The 17,034-nt window shown below is 45.8% G+C and carries 15 protein-coding genes and 1 pseudogene; 5 read left to right on the top strand and 11 right to left on the bottom strand.

The genetic code is table 11. The annotated features are described in order from the left end of the window. Positions 1-5: 5 nt before the first annotated feature. Together AC1HDP_RS15875 and AC1HDP_RS15870 are read left to right on the top strand one after the other, a co-directional pair. Positions 6-710 (top strand): glycerophosphodiester phosphodiesterase, encoded by a 705-nt coding sequence (locus AC1HDP_RS15875; RefSeq protein ID WP_479639488.1) that lies wholly within the window; start codon positions 6-8, stop codon positions 708-710. Positions 711-725: 15 nt separating this feature from the next. Beyond that, complete coding sequence (locus tag AC1HDP_RS15870; RefSeq protein ID WP_479639487.1) at positions 726-1,652, top strand: D-2-hydroxyacid dehydrogenase; 927 nt, start codon at positions 726-728, stop codon at positions 1,650-1,652. Between the two features lie 182 nt (positions 1,653-1,834). Here AC1HDP_RS15870 and AC1HDP_RS15865 read toward each other — a convergent pair whose 3' ends face one another. After that, positions 1,835-3,412 (bottom strand): methyl-accepting chemotaxis protein, encoded by a 1,578-nt coding sequence (locus AC1HDP_RS15865; RefSeq protein WP_479639486.1) that lies wholly within the window; start codon positions 3,410-3,412, stop codon positions 1,835-1,837. Between the two features lie 269 nt (positions 3,413-3,681). Here AC1HDP_RS15865 and AC1HDP_RS15860 point away from each other — a divergent pair. Then, positions 3,682-3,840: pseudogene (locus AC1HDP_RS15860) on the top strand (bacterioferritin-associated ferredoxin); the annotation flags it as partial. Positions 3,841-4,143: 303 nt separating this feature from the next. Here the strand turns inward: AC1HDP_RS15860 and parC are convergent. The 7 genes from parC to nudF form a co-directional block, all read right to left on the bottom strand. Next, entirely contained in the window at positions 4,144-6,411 is a 2,268-nt protein-coding gene (gene parC, locus AC1HDP_RS15855; protein WP_479639485.1) for a DNA topoisomerase IV subunit A, read from the bottom strand. A 9-nt stretch (positions 6,412-6,420) separates the two neighbouring features. Continuing rightward, a complete protein-coding gene (locus AC1HDP_RS15850; RefSeq protein ID WP_479639484.1) occupies positions 6,421-7,530 on the bottom strand; it encodes a PQQ-dependent sugar dehydrogenase in 1,110 nt (369 codons plus the stop codon). A 168-nt stretch (positions 7,531-7,698) separates the two neighbouring features. Further along, positions 7,699-9,588: a DNA topoisomerase IV subunit B gene (gene parE / locus AC1HDP_RS15845; RefSeq protein ID WP_479639483.1), complete on the bottom strand. Its 1,890-nt coding sequence runs from the start codon at positions 9,586-9,588 to the stop codon at positions 7,699-7,701. 42 nt (positions 9,589-9,630) lie between these two features. Then, positions 9,631-10,209 carry a YqiA/YcfP family alpha/beta fold hydrolase gene (locus tag AC1HDP_RS15840; RefSeq protein WP_479639482.1) on the bottom strand — a complete coding sequence of 193 codons (579 nt, stop codon included), beginning with the start codon at positions 10,207-10,209 and terminating at the stop codon, positions 9,631-9,633. 23 nt (positions 10,210-10,232) lie between these two features. Beyond that, positions 10,233-11,072: a 3',5'-cyclic-AMP phosphodiesterase gene (gene cpdA / locus AC1HDP_RS15835; RefSeq protein WP_479639481.1), complete on the bottom strand. Its 840-nt coding sequence runs from the start codon at positions 11,070-11,072 to the stop codon at positions 10,233-10,235. Positions 11,073-11,091: 19 nt separating this feature from the next. Continuing rightward, positions 11,092-11,523, bottom strand: coding sequence for a DUF1249 domain-containing protein (locus AC1HDP_RS15830; protein WP_479639480.1), 432 nt, complete (start codon positions 11,521-11,523; stop codon positions 11,092-11,094). Positions 11,524-11,604: 81 nt separating this feature from the next. Beyond that, positions 11,605-12,234 carry an ADP-ribose diphosphatase gene (gene nudF / locus AC1HDP_RS15825; protein WP_479639479.1) on the bottom strand — a complete coding sequence of 210 codons (630 nt, stop codon included), beginning with the start codon at positions 12,232-12,234 and terminating at the stop codon, positions 11,605-11,607. Positions 12,235-12,511: 277 nt separating this feature from the next. On the opposite strand from nudF, the gene tolC reads away from it, so the two are divergent. Continuing rightward, positions 12,512-13,873 carry an outer membrane channel protein TolC gene (gene tolC, locus AC1HDP_RS15820; RefSeq protein WP_479639478.1) on the top strand — a complete coding sequence of 454 codons (1,362 nt, stop codon included), beginning with the start codon at positions 12,512-12,514 and terminating at the stop codon, positions 13,871-13,873. A gap of 89 nt (positions 13,874-13,962) precedes the next feature. On the opposite strand, the gene AC1HDP_RS15815 is transcribed toward tolC, so the two are convergent. The 3 genes from AC1HDP_RS15815 to AC1HDP_RS15805 are packed head-to-tail and all read right to left on the bottom strand — an operon-like array spanning position 13,963 to position 16,126. Next, the gene (locus tag AC1HDP_RS15815) at positions 13,963-14,649 is read right to left on the bottom strand and encodes a TIGR04219 family outer membrane beta-barrel protein (protein ID WP_479639477.1); all 687 of its coding nucleotides are present in this window, start codon (positions 14,647-14,649) and stop codon (positions 13,963-13,965) included. A 2-nt stretch (positions 14,650-14,651) separates the two neighbouring features. Further along, positions 14,652-15,626: a DUF2333 family protein gene (locus AC1HDP_RS15810; protein WP_479639476.1), complete on the bottom strand. Its 975-nt coding sequence runs from the start codon at positions 15,624-15,626 to the stop codon at positions 14,652-14,654. Between the two features lie 35 nt (positions 15,627-15,661). Continuing rightward, entirely contained in the window at positions 15,662-16,126 is a 465-nt protein-coding gene (locus AC1HDP_RS15805; protein ID WP_140930950.1) for a copper chaperone PCu(A)C, read from the bottom strand. Positions 16,127-16,166: 40 nt separating this feature from the next. On the opposite strand from AC1HDP_RS15805, the gene AC1HDP_RS15800 reads away from it, so the two are divergent. Next, complete coding sequence (locus tag AC1HDP_RS15800; protein WP_479639475.1) at positions 16,167-16,907, top strand: enoyl-CoA hydratase; 741 nt, start codon at positions 16,167-16,169, stop codon at positions 16,905-16,907. Positions 16,908-17,034: the final 127 nt, after the last annotated feature.

The following is a 17,034-nucleotide window of genomic DNA, read 5'->3' as shown; positions in this document are numbered from 1 at the left end:
TCATAATGCTAATTTTTGCTCACCGCGGCGCCAGTGGTTACGCGCCCGAAAATACTATTAAAGCGATGACACTCGCCATTGAGTTAGGCGCCACTGCGGTTGAACTCGATATTCATGCGGTGGAAGGCGAATTGATGGTGTATCACGATCGGCGCCTAGAAACTAAAACCTCAGGCCAAGGCATAATTGATGAGCAGACCCTCGTTTATCTTGCTGAGCAAAAACTAGCAGGCGAAGCCATTCCAAGCTTATGGCAATTAATGCAAAGCTTACCCACTAGCACGGTTGTGAATATTGAGCTCAAAGGTCGCAGCGTACTGGAGCCCTTTTTAGCCCTGTATCCAAGGTTAATCTCTGAACTTGGATTTGCGCCAGATAAGCTACTGATTTCATCTTTCAATCATCAGTATTTACTGACCTGTCGTAAGCTCTGGCCAGATGCGCGTATTGCGCCCTTGGTTGAAGGCGTGCCGCTAGATTTATGCCAATGCGCCACCACGCTAAATGCGCAATCAATTCACTTAGATATCAATTTCATGACAGATGAAATGTTAGCGGATGCTAAGCAGCGCGGCATTGATGTTTTTGTTTATACTGTAGATTATCCAGAAGATATCTTGTTACTGCAGCGCAAAGGGGTAGCAGGTATTTTTAGTAATTATCCCGATAATGCCGCCGCCGTATTAACTAAGGCATCGGCTAATCAATAAACCGATAAGGATGTTATGGCGCATTTACTGTTACTGCTGACCAAAGATAATAACTGCTACCGCCAACTATTAGCGCAGCAACAATTACCAGGATTAGTCATTGCCAGTGATGATCCGCAGTTCATTAGTAAAGCTGATATTTGGTTGGCAGAACCCGCCTTAGCCAAGCCATTATTGCCCTTATCCCCAGCACTAACTTGGATGCAAAGCACCTTTGCTGGGGTTGATTTACTGATGGCCCCAAGGCTTAAACAGGACTATTTACTCACCAATGTGCGCGGCATTTTTGGCCCCTTGATGAGTGAATATCTGTTTGCTCATCTCCTCACTCATATTCGCCAGTTACCAAGGTATCGCACCCAGCAAACTGCAGGGCTATGGCAAGCTTTGCCTCATGCCAGCCTTATGGGTAAACATATGCTGATTTTAGGTACTGGCAGCATAGGTAAGCATTTAGCCTTAACTGCGCGCCATTTTGGCATGCAAGTCACTGGCGTTAATCGCAGCGGCGAGCAACATCCAGAATTTGACCAATGTTATTCCTTAAGTGATTTATCCCGCGTGATCGCGACTTGCGACATCCTAGTGAGCGTATTACCAAGCACTACAGACACTAAATTACTGCTTAATGCTGAGCGCCTTAGCTTACTAAAAAGTGATGCCATCATAGCTAACCTTGGTCGAGGCGACTCGCTTGATGAAACCGCCCTTTACCAGCAACTGCTAACTAAGCCGCAGCAACTGGCGATTTTAGATGTGTTTCAACATGAACCTCTTGAGCAGCAACACCCGCTATGGCGCTGTCCGAATGCCATCATCACCCCACATATTTCAGCCCCTAGCGTACCAGAGCAAGTAGTGGCTATTTTTGCTGACAACTACCGTAAGTTTATTCAGCAGCAACCGCTTAACCATAAGGTCGATTTCAAGCGCGGCTATTAAGTTAGCCACTAGGCAGGCTTGCTATAAACCACCACTCATTTATTACATTATGGGCCGCCAAGCGCACGCTTCAATAATCCAGCGAGCGCTTACCACTTACAGCATCCTTAACAACAAAAAGCATCCTTACGGATGCTTTTTGTTGTTAAGGCTTACTTCGGAGTTGAATTCGGGATTAAGCCTTATCCCTGTTTCATTACTCTGTCTAAGAATTGCTTCACTAACGCCTGCTGCGCATTAATTTTTTGCAGTACTTGCTCATTAAGCCCAACCATATCCTCACCTAATGCATTGTTGCTATTTGATAATTGCGACGCATTGACTATGTTGCGATTTACTTCATTAGATACACTCGATTGCTCTTCAACAGCGCTTGCAATATGATGGGTCATATCGGTAATAGATGCTACAGCTTCACTGATAGTTCTCAGGGCAACACCCGCCTCATCGGCTTGTTTAACGCAAGACTGCGCAGCATCGACCCCTTGGTACATGCTTGTCACCGCTCGCGCGGTTCCTTGTTGTAATAAATTAATAATGCTTTGAATTTCAGTCGTCGATTCATGGGTTCGTTTAGCCAGCGCTCGAACTTCATCAGCCACTACAGCAAAGCCGCGGCCTTGTTCGCCCGCTCTCGCCGCTTCAATAGCCGCGTTTAATGCCAATAAGTTAGTTTGCTCAGCAATACTTTGAATCACATCCAGTACAGTGCCTATGCCTTTGCTGTGATTTTCAAGCTCAGCTATGGCTGCAGAAGTATCTTTAAGTTGGCTTGCCATAGACTCAATCGACTTAATAGTTTTATCAACAATAACATCGCCATTTTTCGCTTCAGCCGAGGCCTTTTGCGACGCATTAGCAGCGTCTGTACAATTGGCAGACATGTCATTTAAGGTCGCAGTCATTTCTTGCATTGCCGTGGCCACTTGATCCATCTCGCCTTGCAGTGAATGTCCGTTACCTTGCACATCTTCACCTTTAGCGGCCGATGTCCGCGCATCGGAGCTTGCTTGCTCACAAGAATCAAATGCTCGCCCTAACAGGGCTTTTAACTCTGAAGACTGCATTTGCATGGCAAGTTCAACCACCGCCACATCATCATTACGGCCGACATATAAATAGGTCATAAGTGGGCTGTCATAAATGGTTTTGGCTTTAGCCACTAACTGGCGAAAATGCCCCAAAGCCGCGTAACCACCACCAAAAATTAATAACGCTGACAAGGCCCACAAACCTAAGCCCATAGCGCCACTTATCCACGCCAGATACAGCATAGGTAACATGCCAAGACCAGCAAACAAGGCCAACTTGGTCGCTGTCGCCATACCGCCTCGTAGCGCAGATACCTTGCCTTTGGCATTTAATTCTTTATAAGCAGCTTCTGCGCGATCAATTTGCGCTTGTTGCGGTTTAACCCGTATTGATTGAAATTCAACGATTCTACCATGTTCAGAAATAGGAGTAACAAAGGCATCTACCCAATAATGATCGCCATTAGCGCAGCGGTTTTTAACTAATCCTTTCCAAGGTTGGCCTTTTTGAATTTTGCCCCACATGTCAGCGAATGCTGCTGGCGGCATATCAGGATGGCGCACCATATTGTGATGCTGACCTTGCATTTCACTTAATTTGTAACCCGCAATTTGACAAAACTTTTCGTTGGCATACTTGATACGACTTTGATCATCGGTAGTTGATAGTAAAATCCAATCCGCAGGATAATCATTGTTACGTTGGGTGACGGGCATATTCTTGCGCATAATGGGCTCCAATCCTTGTTATCACTGACACTTATCCAAAGTGACCTGCGGTTCTATTTCCTGAGCTTATATAAGGTGATTCCTAACACTGAGTACAACGACTGCATGACGTTTTAAAGCTCGCAATATTGAATTAAGCCTAGACTAGGTATAATCCAATTACCAAATTGATTTCAAACAATAAGCCCATTTTGACAACCTTTTTTAAAATTAATAGATGTGATAATCATTCTCAACTAGAATGAGGGGGTAAATTAGCCGGAGTTTCTATGTTTATTTGTCTTTGTAATGGCATCACTGATAGCCAGATTAAACGCGCTGTAGCCGCTGGCGACACTAGTCTTAACGATGTGCGCAATCGTCTTGGGGTTGGCGACCAATGTGGTAAATGCATCAGCATGGCAACCGATATAATACAAGCGCAATTACTCAGCATAGCGACCGATGCCGTCGCGGTTAAAAACACGGATTCAGCAACTACAACTATCAATACTGGTATGAATGATGACAGCCAGGTTCAAGGGAATTGCATGACCAAGCCCGATAATTTCTATCAAGTGGCTTAAATTCTTTAGCGCCTACCTAACGCTTACGTCTGCGGCTTAGCCCTGTGACTTAGCACTGTGACTTAGACCTGCTACTTAGCACTGATGCTTAAGGTCAATACTTAACACTGCCGCTTAAACCGTATAGATATAAAAAAACCGACTAACTGTCGGTTTTTTTTATGATTAAAGACTTATGCTGTCATCACCTAAGGTGACTTGGTCAACGCGCTGTAAACCGCGCGGCAATTTATTACCACGCCGTCCGCGCTCACCGCGATAATGCTCAAGATCACTCGGCTTTAAGGTCAGCTTGCGTTTACCAGCCCATAACGTCACAGGCATGTCAGCAGGCACCAGCAATAAATGCATCAACCACTCTTCACGCTCTTTGGCGCGCTCAGTTGGAATACCTATGATTTTATTGCCCTTACCCTTGGTTAGTTTAGGCAGCGCATCGAGTGCAAATAACAGCATTCGACCTTCATTGGATATCGCCAAAATCGATGGGGATAGCGTCTTATCCACTTTTTGCGGCGTTAATACCTTAGCGTTTGTCGGTAAGCTTAACAGGGCTTTACCAGCCTTATTGCGCGACACCATATCGCTATAGCTACAAATAAAGCCATAACCGGCATCACTTGCCAATAAGAAATCTTGGCTTTCATCCGCCAGCACCACATGGGCTATGGTTTCGCCAGTCGCTATATTAAAGCGCGTAGTAATTGGCTCGCCCTGACTTCTAGCCGATGGCAGAGTATGAGTTTCAGTTGCAAAGGCGCGGCCACTGGTATCAATAAATACACTCGGCTGATTGCTGCGACCAATGGCACTGCATAAATACTCATCACCAGCCTTATACGACAAACTGGTGGGGTCAATATCGTGCCCCTTAGCGCAGCGCACCCAGCCCTTGTCTGAAATCACCACAGTCACAGCTTCTGTTGGCAGTAATTCTTGCTCGGTCAGCGCTTTAGATTCGGTTCTTTCTTTCAGTGGTGAGCGGCGATCATCACCATAAGTGGCGCTATCTTGCTGTAACTCTTTTTTAATTAAGGTTTTTAAACGGCGCTCTGAACCTAACAGTAATTCTAACTTGTCACGTTCAGCGGCTAAATCATCTTGCTCGGCGCGGATTTTAACTTCTTCTAACTTAGCTAAATGGCGTAACTTTAATTCTAAAATCGCTTCGGCTTGCTTATCAGTTAAGCTAAAACGCGCCATCAACTCAGCTTTAGGTTGCTCATTGAAACGAATAATCTCAATCACTTCATCAATGTTGAGAAACGCCACCATCAAGGCTTCAAGAATATGCAGGCGCGCTAAGACTTTATCTAATCGATAAGATAAACGCCGCTTGACCGTTAGCGTTCGAAACTCTAACCACTCACTCAGCATTTGCTTTAAGCCTTTAACTTGCGGACGGCCATCAAGCCCCAGCACGTTCAGGTTAATGCGAAAGCTTTTTTCTAAATCCGTGGTCGCAAATAAATGCGCCATTAGTTGCTCAAAATCAACACGGTTTGAGCGTGGCACTATGATAAGACGCACGGGATTTTCATGATCGGACTCATCACGTAAATCGCTGACCATAGGCAATTTTTTAGCTTGCATCTGCGCGGCAATTTGCTCAAGGATTTTGCCACTACCGGTTTGATGCGGCAGTGCAGTAATCACTATCTCGCCTTGCTCAACACTATAAACTGCACGCATTTTAATGGAGCCGCGGCCAGTCTCATAAATCTTGGCAATATCGGCTCTTGGAGTAATGATTTCTGCTGCCGTTGGGTAATCAGGGCCCGGCACTAACTCCATCAATCTTGATAAGGGTGTTTGCGGATCATCTAACAATTCAATACAGGCAGAGGCCACTTCACGAGCATTGTGCGGCGGAACATCGGTAGCCATACCCACAGCAATACCAGTAATGCCGTTGAGTAAAATATGCGGCAAGCGCGCAGGCAAGACTTTAGGCTCCTTCATGGTGCCATCAAAGTTTGCGCCCCAATCAACAGTGCCTTGGCCTAATTCAGATAACAAGACTTCTGAAAAGCGTGACAGTCTAGCTTCGGTATAACGCATGGCCGCGAATGACTTAGGATCGTCTGGCGCCCCCCAGTTACCTTGACCATCGACTAACGGATAACGATATGAGAATGGCTGAGCCATTAATACCATGGCTTCATAACAAGCGCTGTCACCGTGGGGGTGATACTTACCTAATACATCACCCACAGTACGGGCAGATTTTTTATGTTTTGACTGCGCTGATAACCCCAGTTCACTCATGGCATAAATAATTCGACGTTGCACCGGCTTTAAACCGTCACCAATATGGGGCAATGCCCTGTCCATGATCACGTACATGGAGTAATTCAGGTAGGCCTCTTCGGTAAAGCGGCGCAACGGCATTTGTTCAACGCCGTCTAAGCTCATCTCAATCGAATCACTCATTGTTTTTTCCTATTCAAGCTCAGAGCCTTGGTAATACAGGCGATAAATGTTGCCTTTAAGGTCATCTGAAATAAACATGGCTCCATCGGGAGCCGTTACTATGGAATGTGGTCTACCTACGGCAAACTCACCATCCATAAAATTCACTAGGGTTTGTCTTTGTGTTATTTCATCGCCCTCAAACAGTAAGGCGACCACTTGATAGCCGACTTTGCTGGAGCGATTTAGAGAACCATTTTCAGCCACAAATAGCTGTTCCTGATAGTTATCAGGAAATTGTTGGCCTCGATAAAAATGCAACCCCATGGGCGATACATGGGCCGGTAACAAATACTCAGGCAAGCTGATGGCTAACTGTTGTGGCGACGGATAACTGGCTTCATTCACCTTATCGCCGTGACGATAGGGAAAACCAAAATGGCTGCCAGGCGTTGCTATGGCATTAATTTCATCGGGGGGTAGATTATCGCCCATCCAATCCCGACCATTATCGCCAAACCACATTTGCCCTTGGGCAGACCAAGCCATACCGCCGACATGGCGCACGCCACTAGCCACTTGCTCAACCGCGCCGCTTTCAAGGGTTATGGCAAGAATACTGCCAAGCGGCGCTTGCGGTTCACACACATTGCAACCGGCACTTAAGGCTAAATACAAACGACCATCGCTACCGAGTGCTAACGTACGCATGATTTCGGCGCCAAATCCCCCCAAGCTGGTAAATACCGATTGCGGCCGCCCAGGGCGTTTGAGTTTGTGCTCAATTTGGCTGTATTTCACTATGCCAGTATTTAAGGCGACATATAAATCGCCATTAACAAAGGCCATAGCACTCGGAGAATCAAGATTACGCCCTATGGTATAGCGCTTATCAACGCGGCCATCATGGTTTTCATCCACTAAGGCCACCAGCGTCCCTTCCAGATCGCTACCGACAAACAAAGTACCGTTATCGCCAATGGCCATTTGCTTGGCATCACCTAAGTCAGAGGCATATAAACTAATGCCAAAGCCTTTGCTGACGGTCAGCACCACACTCTCAGCCGCCTGACCCGATGCTGTCGTTAATAGCATCAGCATTAATCCGTTCATCCATTGAAGCATTATTTTATATGACATCAAACATCCTGTTGAGCCGATTGAGTTGGTACTGTTATCTTGCCGCTGTTGTGCGTGTTACCTGTAGCCTTTTTCACGTGCAAGCTTTAATCATAAGATGACTTAAGTGGCTGGTACTTATAAATAAGCAACCATTTATAAAGAAGCAACCACTCACTTAAGCCCGCCTTACTGCACCGCCGCCAAATCACCTTTGCTCTCTAACCAAATTTTACGATCGCTCGAGCGCTTTTTCGCCAATAACATATCCATTAAGGCATGAGTCTCATCGGCATCATCTATGGTTAATTGCACTAAGCGGCGAGTGTTGGGATCCATAGTGGTTTCACGCAGTTGCAATGGGTTCATTTCACCTAGACCTTTAAAGCGGGTCACTTGCACCTTGCCTTTCTTATTTTCAGCCGCAATTCTATCTAAAATGCCAGCCTTTTCAGCCTCATCCAAGGCGTAAAACACTTCTTTACCAATGTCGATTCTAAACAAAGGTGGCATAGCAATATAGATATGACCCTTTTCCACTAACACGCGGTAATGCTTAAGGAATAATGCGCATAACAAGGTGGCGATATGCAAACCATCCGAGTCAGCATCGGCCAAGATGCAAATTTTACCGTAGCGTAATTCCGAGATATCAGAACTATCAGGATCGCAGCCAATGGCCACGGAAATATCATGTACTTCCTGCGAGCCTAATACTTGAGAGGCATCCACTTCCCACGTATTTAATATCTTACCGCGCAGCGGCATAATTGCCTGAATTTCGCGCTCACGGGCTTGTTTGGCACTGCCACCCGCTGAATCACCTTCCACTAAAAATAACTCAGAGCGGCTTGGGTCTTGGCTAGTGCAATCGGTAAGTTTACCGGGTAATGCTGGGCCTGCCGTCACGCGCTTACGAGCCACTTTCTTCGCGGCTTTCATGCGGCGCTGGGCATTGTTAATACAGATTTCAGCTAAGGCTTCTGCTTGATCGGTATTGGAATTTAACCACAGCGAAAATGCGTCACGCACTATGCCAGAAACAAAGGCGGCACTTTGACGACTCGAGAGTTTTTCTTTAGTTTGACCAGCAAACTGCGGGTCTTGCATCTTGAGTGAGACGATATATGCAGCTTTATCCCAAATATCTTCGGCCGACAATTTAAGTCCGCGGGGGATGAGGTTACGAAACTCACAAAACTCACGCATTGACTCTAATAAGCCTTGACGAAAACCATTAACGTGGGTACCACCTAAAGGCGTGGGAATGAGGTTCACATAACTTTCACTGATGGACTCGCCGCCTTCAGGCAGCCAAGTTATCGCCCATTCAATGGCTTCTATCTGGCCACTAAAGTTACCGACAAAAGGATCTGCAGGTAAACATACATTATCAGCCATGGCCGAGCGCAGATAATCGGTTAACCCCGCCTCATAAAACCATTCGTGGGACTCACCATTTTGCTTATTCTGAAAACGTATCATTAAGCCTGGGCATAATACTGCCTTAGCTTTGAGCAGATACATTAAGCGGCTCACCGAAAAATTAGCTGAGTCGAAATAACTAGGTTCTGGCCAGAAACGCACCCGAGTACCAGTATTACGGCGACCACAAGTGCCAGTGACATGTAACTCTTCTACCCTATCACCGTGCTCAAACGCCATTTCATAGACTTGAGCATCGCGGCGCACACTAATTTCAACACGGCTTGATAGCGCGTTGACCACAGAAATACCAACGCCGTGCAAGCCGCCCGAAAACTGATAGTTTTTATTGGAGAATTTTCCGCCCGCATGCAGCTTAGTTAAAATCAACTCGACCCCAGGAATACCTTCTTCAGGGTGAATATCCACTGGCATGCCGCGGCCATCATCTATGACTTCCAGTGAATTGTCGGCATGCAAAATGACTTCGATTTTACTGGCATGGCCTGCCAAGGCTTCATCAACGCTATTATCAATGACTTCCTGACCCAAATGGTTTGGGCGTGTCGTGTCGGTGTACATACCTGGACGGCGTTTTACAGGGTCTAAACCATTGAGAACCTCAATGGCATCAGCAGTATATTGATTGGTCATAGCACACTTAATATATGATTACGTGAGCCATAGGGCTCACGCTTAGGTTGTTAAGGCAAAAAATTGGAAAATGCCGTCGAGTTGTTCCTGGTATCCCGTAAACGCGTGATCGCCACCTTGCTGCACTCGTAACTGACAGCAATGGTAATAAGTGACCGCCTCGCGATAATCTAAAACCTCATCACCGGTTTGCAATAACACTAAAAAACGGTCTGGATGAGCGATAACCTTAACGGCCATTGCCGCTAATTGCGTTTGATGCTCTAGAGTAACCTGATATCGCTCGCCGGTATAAGGATTCGTTTGCCATCCAAGCAATGAGGTCATCAATTGATGAGGCTCAATGGCAGGGTTTACCAGCGCCGCGACACCGCCATAACGCTCAGCCAAGATTGTCGCAAAAAAACCACCCAATGAGGAGCCGATATAGTATAGCGGCTCATCCTTGGCCAAGGCTTGTTCTGTGATATCACATAACATAGCAAGTGCGGCTGCTGGATGAGAAGGTAGCTGAGGTTGATGCACCAGCAGCTCAGGATACTGCTCTTGGCAATAGGCTAAGGTTATCCGCGCCTTATCCGATTGAGGGGAACTGTTAAATCCATGAATGTATAACAGCATAATTCCTCACGCTGCGGCAGTATTCAATAACCACCGGCCGATTCGTCCGGAAAAAAGGTTTTTCCCGGTACCCGATAAACATGAGTGCTCATGCTACCATCGGCGTGCAAGTCCAGCAAACGATAGCCAGGCTGTAAATTATCTAAAGCAAAAAAATCAGACTTTGGGGTGAACTGAATGCAGGTCGATGGCGTCGCCATTAGATGTATGTCACCCGTGGCGCCTGGATAAGTTTTATCAATTTGTTGATGCACATGCCCCCACATGATACCGCGAACATTCGCCAATTGGCTCACACTCTTGAGCACCTCATTGCCATTAGCCAGACAATGCTGATCTAACCAAGCCGCGCCCGTCAATATTGGATTATGATGCATCACCAGTAAACAATGGCGCTGCGGCTCTTGCGCCACACTGCGCTCAATAAAGCTCAATTCAGCATCACTGAGTAAGCCGCCAGGCTTCCCCCTAACGGTTGAATCAAGCATCAGAATTTGCCAGTTACCCACCAAGATTTGTTTATCACCAGAGAGTTTCTCGCCTTGCAAGTGCAGATTCATGGTATGGATATCATCATGATTCCCAGGCAAGTAATGACAAGGAACAGTATGAGTCGACATCATAGCGGCAAAGGCTTGATATGACTGCGCCGAGTAATCTTGGCTGATATCGCCAGTCGCTAAGATGCAATCGACGTTTTGATGATTATCATGCACCAATTGCAGGACTGAGGCTAAGCTCGCACGGGTATTAACCCCTAGCAATTGCCCTTGAGGATCAGAAAAAAGATGCGGATCTGTGATCTGAACCAAGCGTATGCTTTGGCCTTCAATAATGTCATAGGTTGTGGCATCTTTTTGCAAACGATCACATCCAACACGGTTAGGACTGACACACCAATGTCGCTCGGTGGCCTATTTTAAGTAAATCCTCAAGGAATGCATTGACCTGGTATTTTTCATCTCGTTGGTACATATGCATATTTGGGTAATCATAAACTGGATTTAGGTCACAAATCTGTCGACTAGTTAACACTTCTGCCAATTGCGCGTCATGGTAAACCCTAACTAACAACAACGGGTCTTGCATCGACGGATTAAGCGCCCCTAACGCGCTGTAGCGTTTTATTTCGAGCACCTGAGTGTAAGGAGTGTTTTCCAGTAACGTCACCGATAAGCAGCCAAACACGCCCTGCCACTGCCATTGCTGCCCAGCACTATGGCCCCTAGGTAGCCATTGCTGAATATGACTATAGTTACGGGCACATAATGCCAGAAAACGACTGAGATCGACGCGGTACGGTTTTGCCTTCATGTTACTTGTCACTGTGTTACTGATACTCATTGCTATGGACGCTCATAGGGCAGACTTAGATTGCCCCCCCCCATGCAAGGCTTATGACAACTCTTGATAGTTAAGCTGCAGCCACTGCAAACCAATCACAGTGGCGCCGTTATCTATTTGCCCTTGCTTAAGTAAAGTATATGCCTGTTGGCGCGACATCACATGCAGGCGTATATCTTCATGCTCATCACATAAACCGTGCAAGCCTTGGGCTTTACTCGCATCTATCTTGGCCCAGTAAAAATATAATCTTTCTGAGCAGCCGCCAGGGCTAGGTAAATACTGACTAACGGCTGTCATAGCACTGCATTCAAGCCCTGTTTCCTCAAACAATTCGCGCACAGCCACATCATCGCGCGCCTCACCCGCATCTATCATGCCCGCCACTAATTCAAGCAACCAAGGTCGCGATGACGTGGCTAAGGCTGGAATACGGATTTGCTCAATTAAGACCACTTGATCGCGCGCCGGATCATAAGGCAGAACCACTACTGCATGGCCGCGCTCAAATACTTCGCGGCGCACTTCTTCACTCCAGCCGCCGGCAAATAATTTATGCCGAAAGCGGTACTCTTGCAGCTGAAAAAAACCTTGATATAACGGGCGCTGACTAATGACTTCAACATCGTCGTTGCCAAAGGTGGTCATAGTTTCCATGGGTGAATCCTTCACTGCTGACATAAAGTTTCCTTTATCCTTTAAGCTCAATGACTAGCCATTATTAGGCCCTCAGAGTAGAAAGCAAAAGCCCCTAATAAAATCTGTTACACTTGACATTTGACTTGAATGAAAATTATTACTTATTATCTATGCTAACTTGCTAATAGAAATATTAAATTTACCTTATTGACGCATTGAAATGTCCTAATAAACCTTGTGAAAAGGCATAATTTCGACTAATTATATTTTCATTCCATCAGCAGAGGCTGATGAACTGCGTCTCACCAAAGGACAACCCATGAAATTTAACATCAGTTCCCTCTGCGCCGCCATGACCTTAGCTGCTATTAGCAGTGCTAGTTATGCTGACGATTTACTGCAGGTCTATCAAAAAGCCCTAACTAACGATCCTATCGTCCTGCAAGCTCAAGCTCAACGTGATTCATTGTATTCACAAATTGAGACCTCGCGCGCGCCTTTATTACCAAGCTTATCTGCCAATGTAGGTTATGGTAAAAGCTGGGTTGATGAAAACAATGACACCAATGCCTCTTATAATGCTGGCGGTTTCACTGGTGGCGTAACCTTAAACCAAGTCATTTATAATCATAGTGCATGGGTTGGCTTGAGCTTAGCGGAAAAGGCCGCGTCACAAGCTGACGCATCTTACGCTTCTGCCCTGCAATCATTAATTATTCGCGTCACTAGTGCCTACTTTGACGTGTTGAGCGCTAAAGATGCGTTAGTGTTCCAGCAAGCGGAAGTGTCTGCCATTGGCCGTCAACTGGAGCAAACTAAACAGCGCTTTGCCGTTGGTTTAACTGCAATTACCGATGTGCATGAAGCTCAAGCTCAATATGACTTAGCCCGCGCCCAAGAAATCTTAGCGGAAAACACGCTGCAAAATAGCTATCAAGCCCTGCAAGAAATCACAGGCCTTGATTACGACAGCATTAACTTATTAGATACTCAGCGTTTTTCCGCCGCTAAACCTGCGCCAGAAGGCTCAAATGAGTGGCTGAAGATGGCCGAAACCAATAGCATTGATTTGCTTATCCAGCGCATTGGTAAAGAAATTGCGACTGAGCAAATTGAACTGGCTAAATCGGGTCACTTACCATCATTAAATTTAAATGCTGGCTATAACACCAACCTTGATCGTAATGGCAGCAATAACTACCCAGGTGGCACTAACGATAATGGCACTACTAATGTGGCATTACAGTTAAGCGTACCGATTTTTGAAGGCTTTAAAGTGAGCTCGCAAGTTGATCAAGCCCAATTTAACTTTGTTAATGCGAGTGAAAGATTAGAGCAGACTTATCGCGCTACCGTAAAAAACATCCGCAATAACTATAACAACGTTGATGCCTCTATCAGCTCTATCCGCGCTTATGAGCAAACGGTCATTTCATCTGAAAGTGCCTTAAAAGCGACTCAAGCCGGTTTTGAAGTTGGTACTCGTACCATAGTTGACGTGCTAAATAGCACAGTGAATTTATATAACTCTAAGCGTCAGTTATCTGATGCACGCTACTCGTATATCAAGTCGATTTTGGCCTTGAAACAAGCGGCAGGCACCTTAACTGAGGCCGATGTAGTGGCTATTAACAATGGCTTATCTCAAGCCACCACCACCTCTGCGCCGCCACAAGCTTAAGCTCTGACTACTCATTAATCATAAATTAGTGATACCAAAAAACCGCCACACTGGCGGTTTTTTATTATGGGTGTTAGTCATACCTTGTTTTAGAAATCTAATTCAACACCGGCAAACACACCATCAAACTTCAAGTCAGAATTGGCGCCAGAGAAATCATTGGCATCAAAGTTAAACTGGCGATAACCAACGCGTACGCTGGTATCTAATAGCGTGCCATCAAACTTCCAACCTAAGCCTAACTGCACGTCATGAACGCTAGTTTCATTGAGCCCTGCCATCACATCCGCAAAGCCAAATAAACCTAAACCAGGAATACCTACCATGGCATTGGCATACGCCATGACTATGCCTGAATCTATGTCAGTGTTAGTACCAGCAGTGCGGTAGCTGCCATGCATCAACTTATAAGCGCCGCCCACATCTAACGAGACTAAGTCATTGTCGAGCAGCTCGTAATACAGCACATAGTCGGTATTACTTAAATCAACTTTGCCTGAGGTAGCTGCGCTTGAATAATCATCTTTAACGCGATTTTCACGCACTAATACATTCGGGATCAGCGGAATTGGATGCTCAAGTGCAAACCATAAACTTCCTTGCGATGATGAATCGAAGTTGTAATTAGGCTGAATTGCGCCTTCATTAGCAAAAGTGCCACTGGTGTCTGCCATCCAGTAATCAGCACCGACTTTAAAGCCCAGTAAGGTATCAGCTGATGCGCTACCTGCTGCCATGGCAGCAAATAAAGAACTGACTAATAATACTTTTTTCATAATTACCCTTGTGTTAACAAATTAGTTAAATCAATGACAGCAGCATTGGCACGCGAAATATAGTTCGCCATGACTAATGAATGGTTGGCCACAAAGCCAAAACCGTTGCCATTTAAAATAATCGGCGACCATACAGGTTGCTGAGTTGCCTCAAGCTCACGAATAATCTGACGTAAGCTCACCTCGGCATTTTTCTTCTTTAGAACATCAGCAAAATCGATTTCAATCGCTTTCATAAAATTCAGCAGTGCCCACGCTGAGCCACGAGTTTCATAAAAGACATTATCAATACGCCACCAACTAGTTTTCACTTGCGTAGTGCCATGTGACGGGGTTGATTGGCGCGCGCCAGAATCGCCTGCTAAATCAGTATTTAATCTATCTTGGCCCACACTCGCCGATAAGTTTTGTGACAAGCTACCTAAACGCTTTTGCACTTCTTTCAGCCATTCATTGAGGTTGTCAGCGCGGGCGTAAAACTGGGCGTCCTGATTATCAGGATCAGCCATTCTGGCGCGATACAGCTTCAATAATTTAACCGCATCTTGATACTCACTTTCTGAACTTGGTACTAGCCAGCTAGTGTGGGAAATATTCAGTTTAGAATGCGCACCTAACAAATCTGGGTCGGCCGATGACTGCGATTGACTGCGGCTAAATTCTTTACGCATGACACCCGCAAGATCGCGCACTTGCTCAAGCGCACCGAACTCAAACGACGCCATATCATCCATCATCACAGTCGGCAGCAAGATATCGTTAGACTGCCAACCACCGGGTTTAGTCAGTAAGGTCTCCATAGTGTCAATCAAGGCACTGGTAGTGGCGTAACCGACGAGCGGTTTACCTTGAGTGTCATTCATCTGTTTGGCGTGGATCACGTCAGGTTCAACGCTCCACCAAATAGTTATTCCATAAAGAATTACAAACAATCCCAGTAAGGACAATATTATTCGTTTTGCGGATAGAGCTATCATAATCAGTCCTTTACAGTAGCTTTGGCTAAATAAATTTAGTGATGTTGGTGATGAGTTTCTTCTGCGCCTATGGCCATCACAGGTAGGCTGACATCTAAGGTTTGACCATCATCAAATTGCAATTGCAAGCCAACGGATTGACCAAGCGTCAGCGGTGTCTTAAGTCCGAGCAGCATAATATGATCGCCGCCAGCGCTTAAGGTTAAGCTGTGCTGCGGCGCAATAGTTAACTCATGGATTTGGCGCATTTTAACCACACCATCTTGCTCGATAATAGTGTGTAGCTGCGACTCACGGGCGATATCAGTCCTTACACCTACCAGCTTGACGGTTTTATCCCCTTGATTAGATAAACTCAAATAAGCGGCGGTATTAGGGGCTGAAGGCGGCATGGCGCGGACATGACCTTGGTCAAATGTTACTTCGGCATAACTTCCAAGACTCACAACACTGATGCCAAAGGCTGTAAACAGCTGTTTAATTTTTGTTCTCAATGTCATAAACTCCTTTTTACTTGCCTTCCCGTTAGGACGTCAACCCATGAACAATATCCAAGTCCAAGATCAACAGGGCGTTAGGATAATTTGCTTTAATCGGCCAGAAAAGCGCAATGCACTTAATCTTGATATGTATAAACGAGTTACAGAATACCTGATCGAGGGGGAAGCCGACAACGGTATTCGTGCTTTTATGTTCTGTGGAAAGAATCAATGTTTTACATCGGGCAACGATATTGCTGATTTCCTTAACAATGGCGATTTAGGCCCAACCCACCCTGCGGTTCGATTTTTGTATTGCTTGTTAGAGCTTAAAAAGCCCGTGGTAGCAGCGGTGTCAGGCTCAGCGGTCGGGATAGGAACCACCTTATTACTGCACTGTGATTTAGTCTATGCCGATGACAGCGCGGTATTTCAACTGCCATTTGTTAATTTAGCGTTAGTACCCGAAGCGGGTGCCACTTTGCTGCTACCTAAATTGATTGGCTATCAAAAAGCCGCTGAATTATTGCTATTAGGCGAGAGTTTTAGCGCTGAAACCGCCAAGCAGCTCAATATGATCAATGATATTGTAGAAGCATCGCAACTGTATGAATTTGCACTGGCTAAAGCGGTACGTTTGGCACAGCAACCCCCGCAATCATTACAAGCCACTCGCCAGTTAATGCGGCCAAATAAGAGCCGAGTACAACATCAAATGCATCAAGAATTAGAGCAATTTAGCGCTTGTTTACACGGCGAAGAAGCACGGACTAAATTGACTAGATTTATTCAAAAAAAGTAACTCTCATTTAGGCCAATCAAGGTAACTGCGGCTGTGATTGGCCAATGACTACACAGATAACACCGACTATACAAAAACTCATTACTGGCATCAGCCATAACCACAACAGCATCCTGCTTAGCTCAAC

This window comes from Shewanella sp. ISS20, from assembly GCF_056522965.1.
The sequence above is the reverse complement of the archived record's forward strand: the minus strand, read 5'-3'. Positions and strand labels throughout refer to the sequence as shown.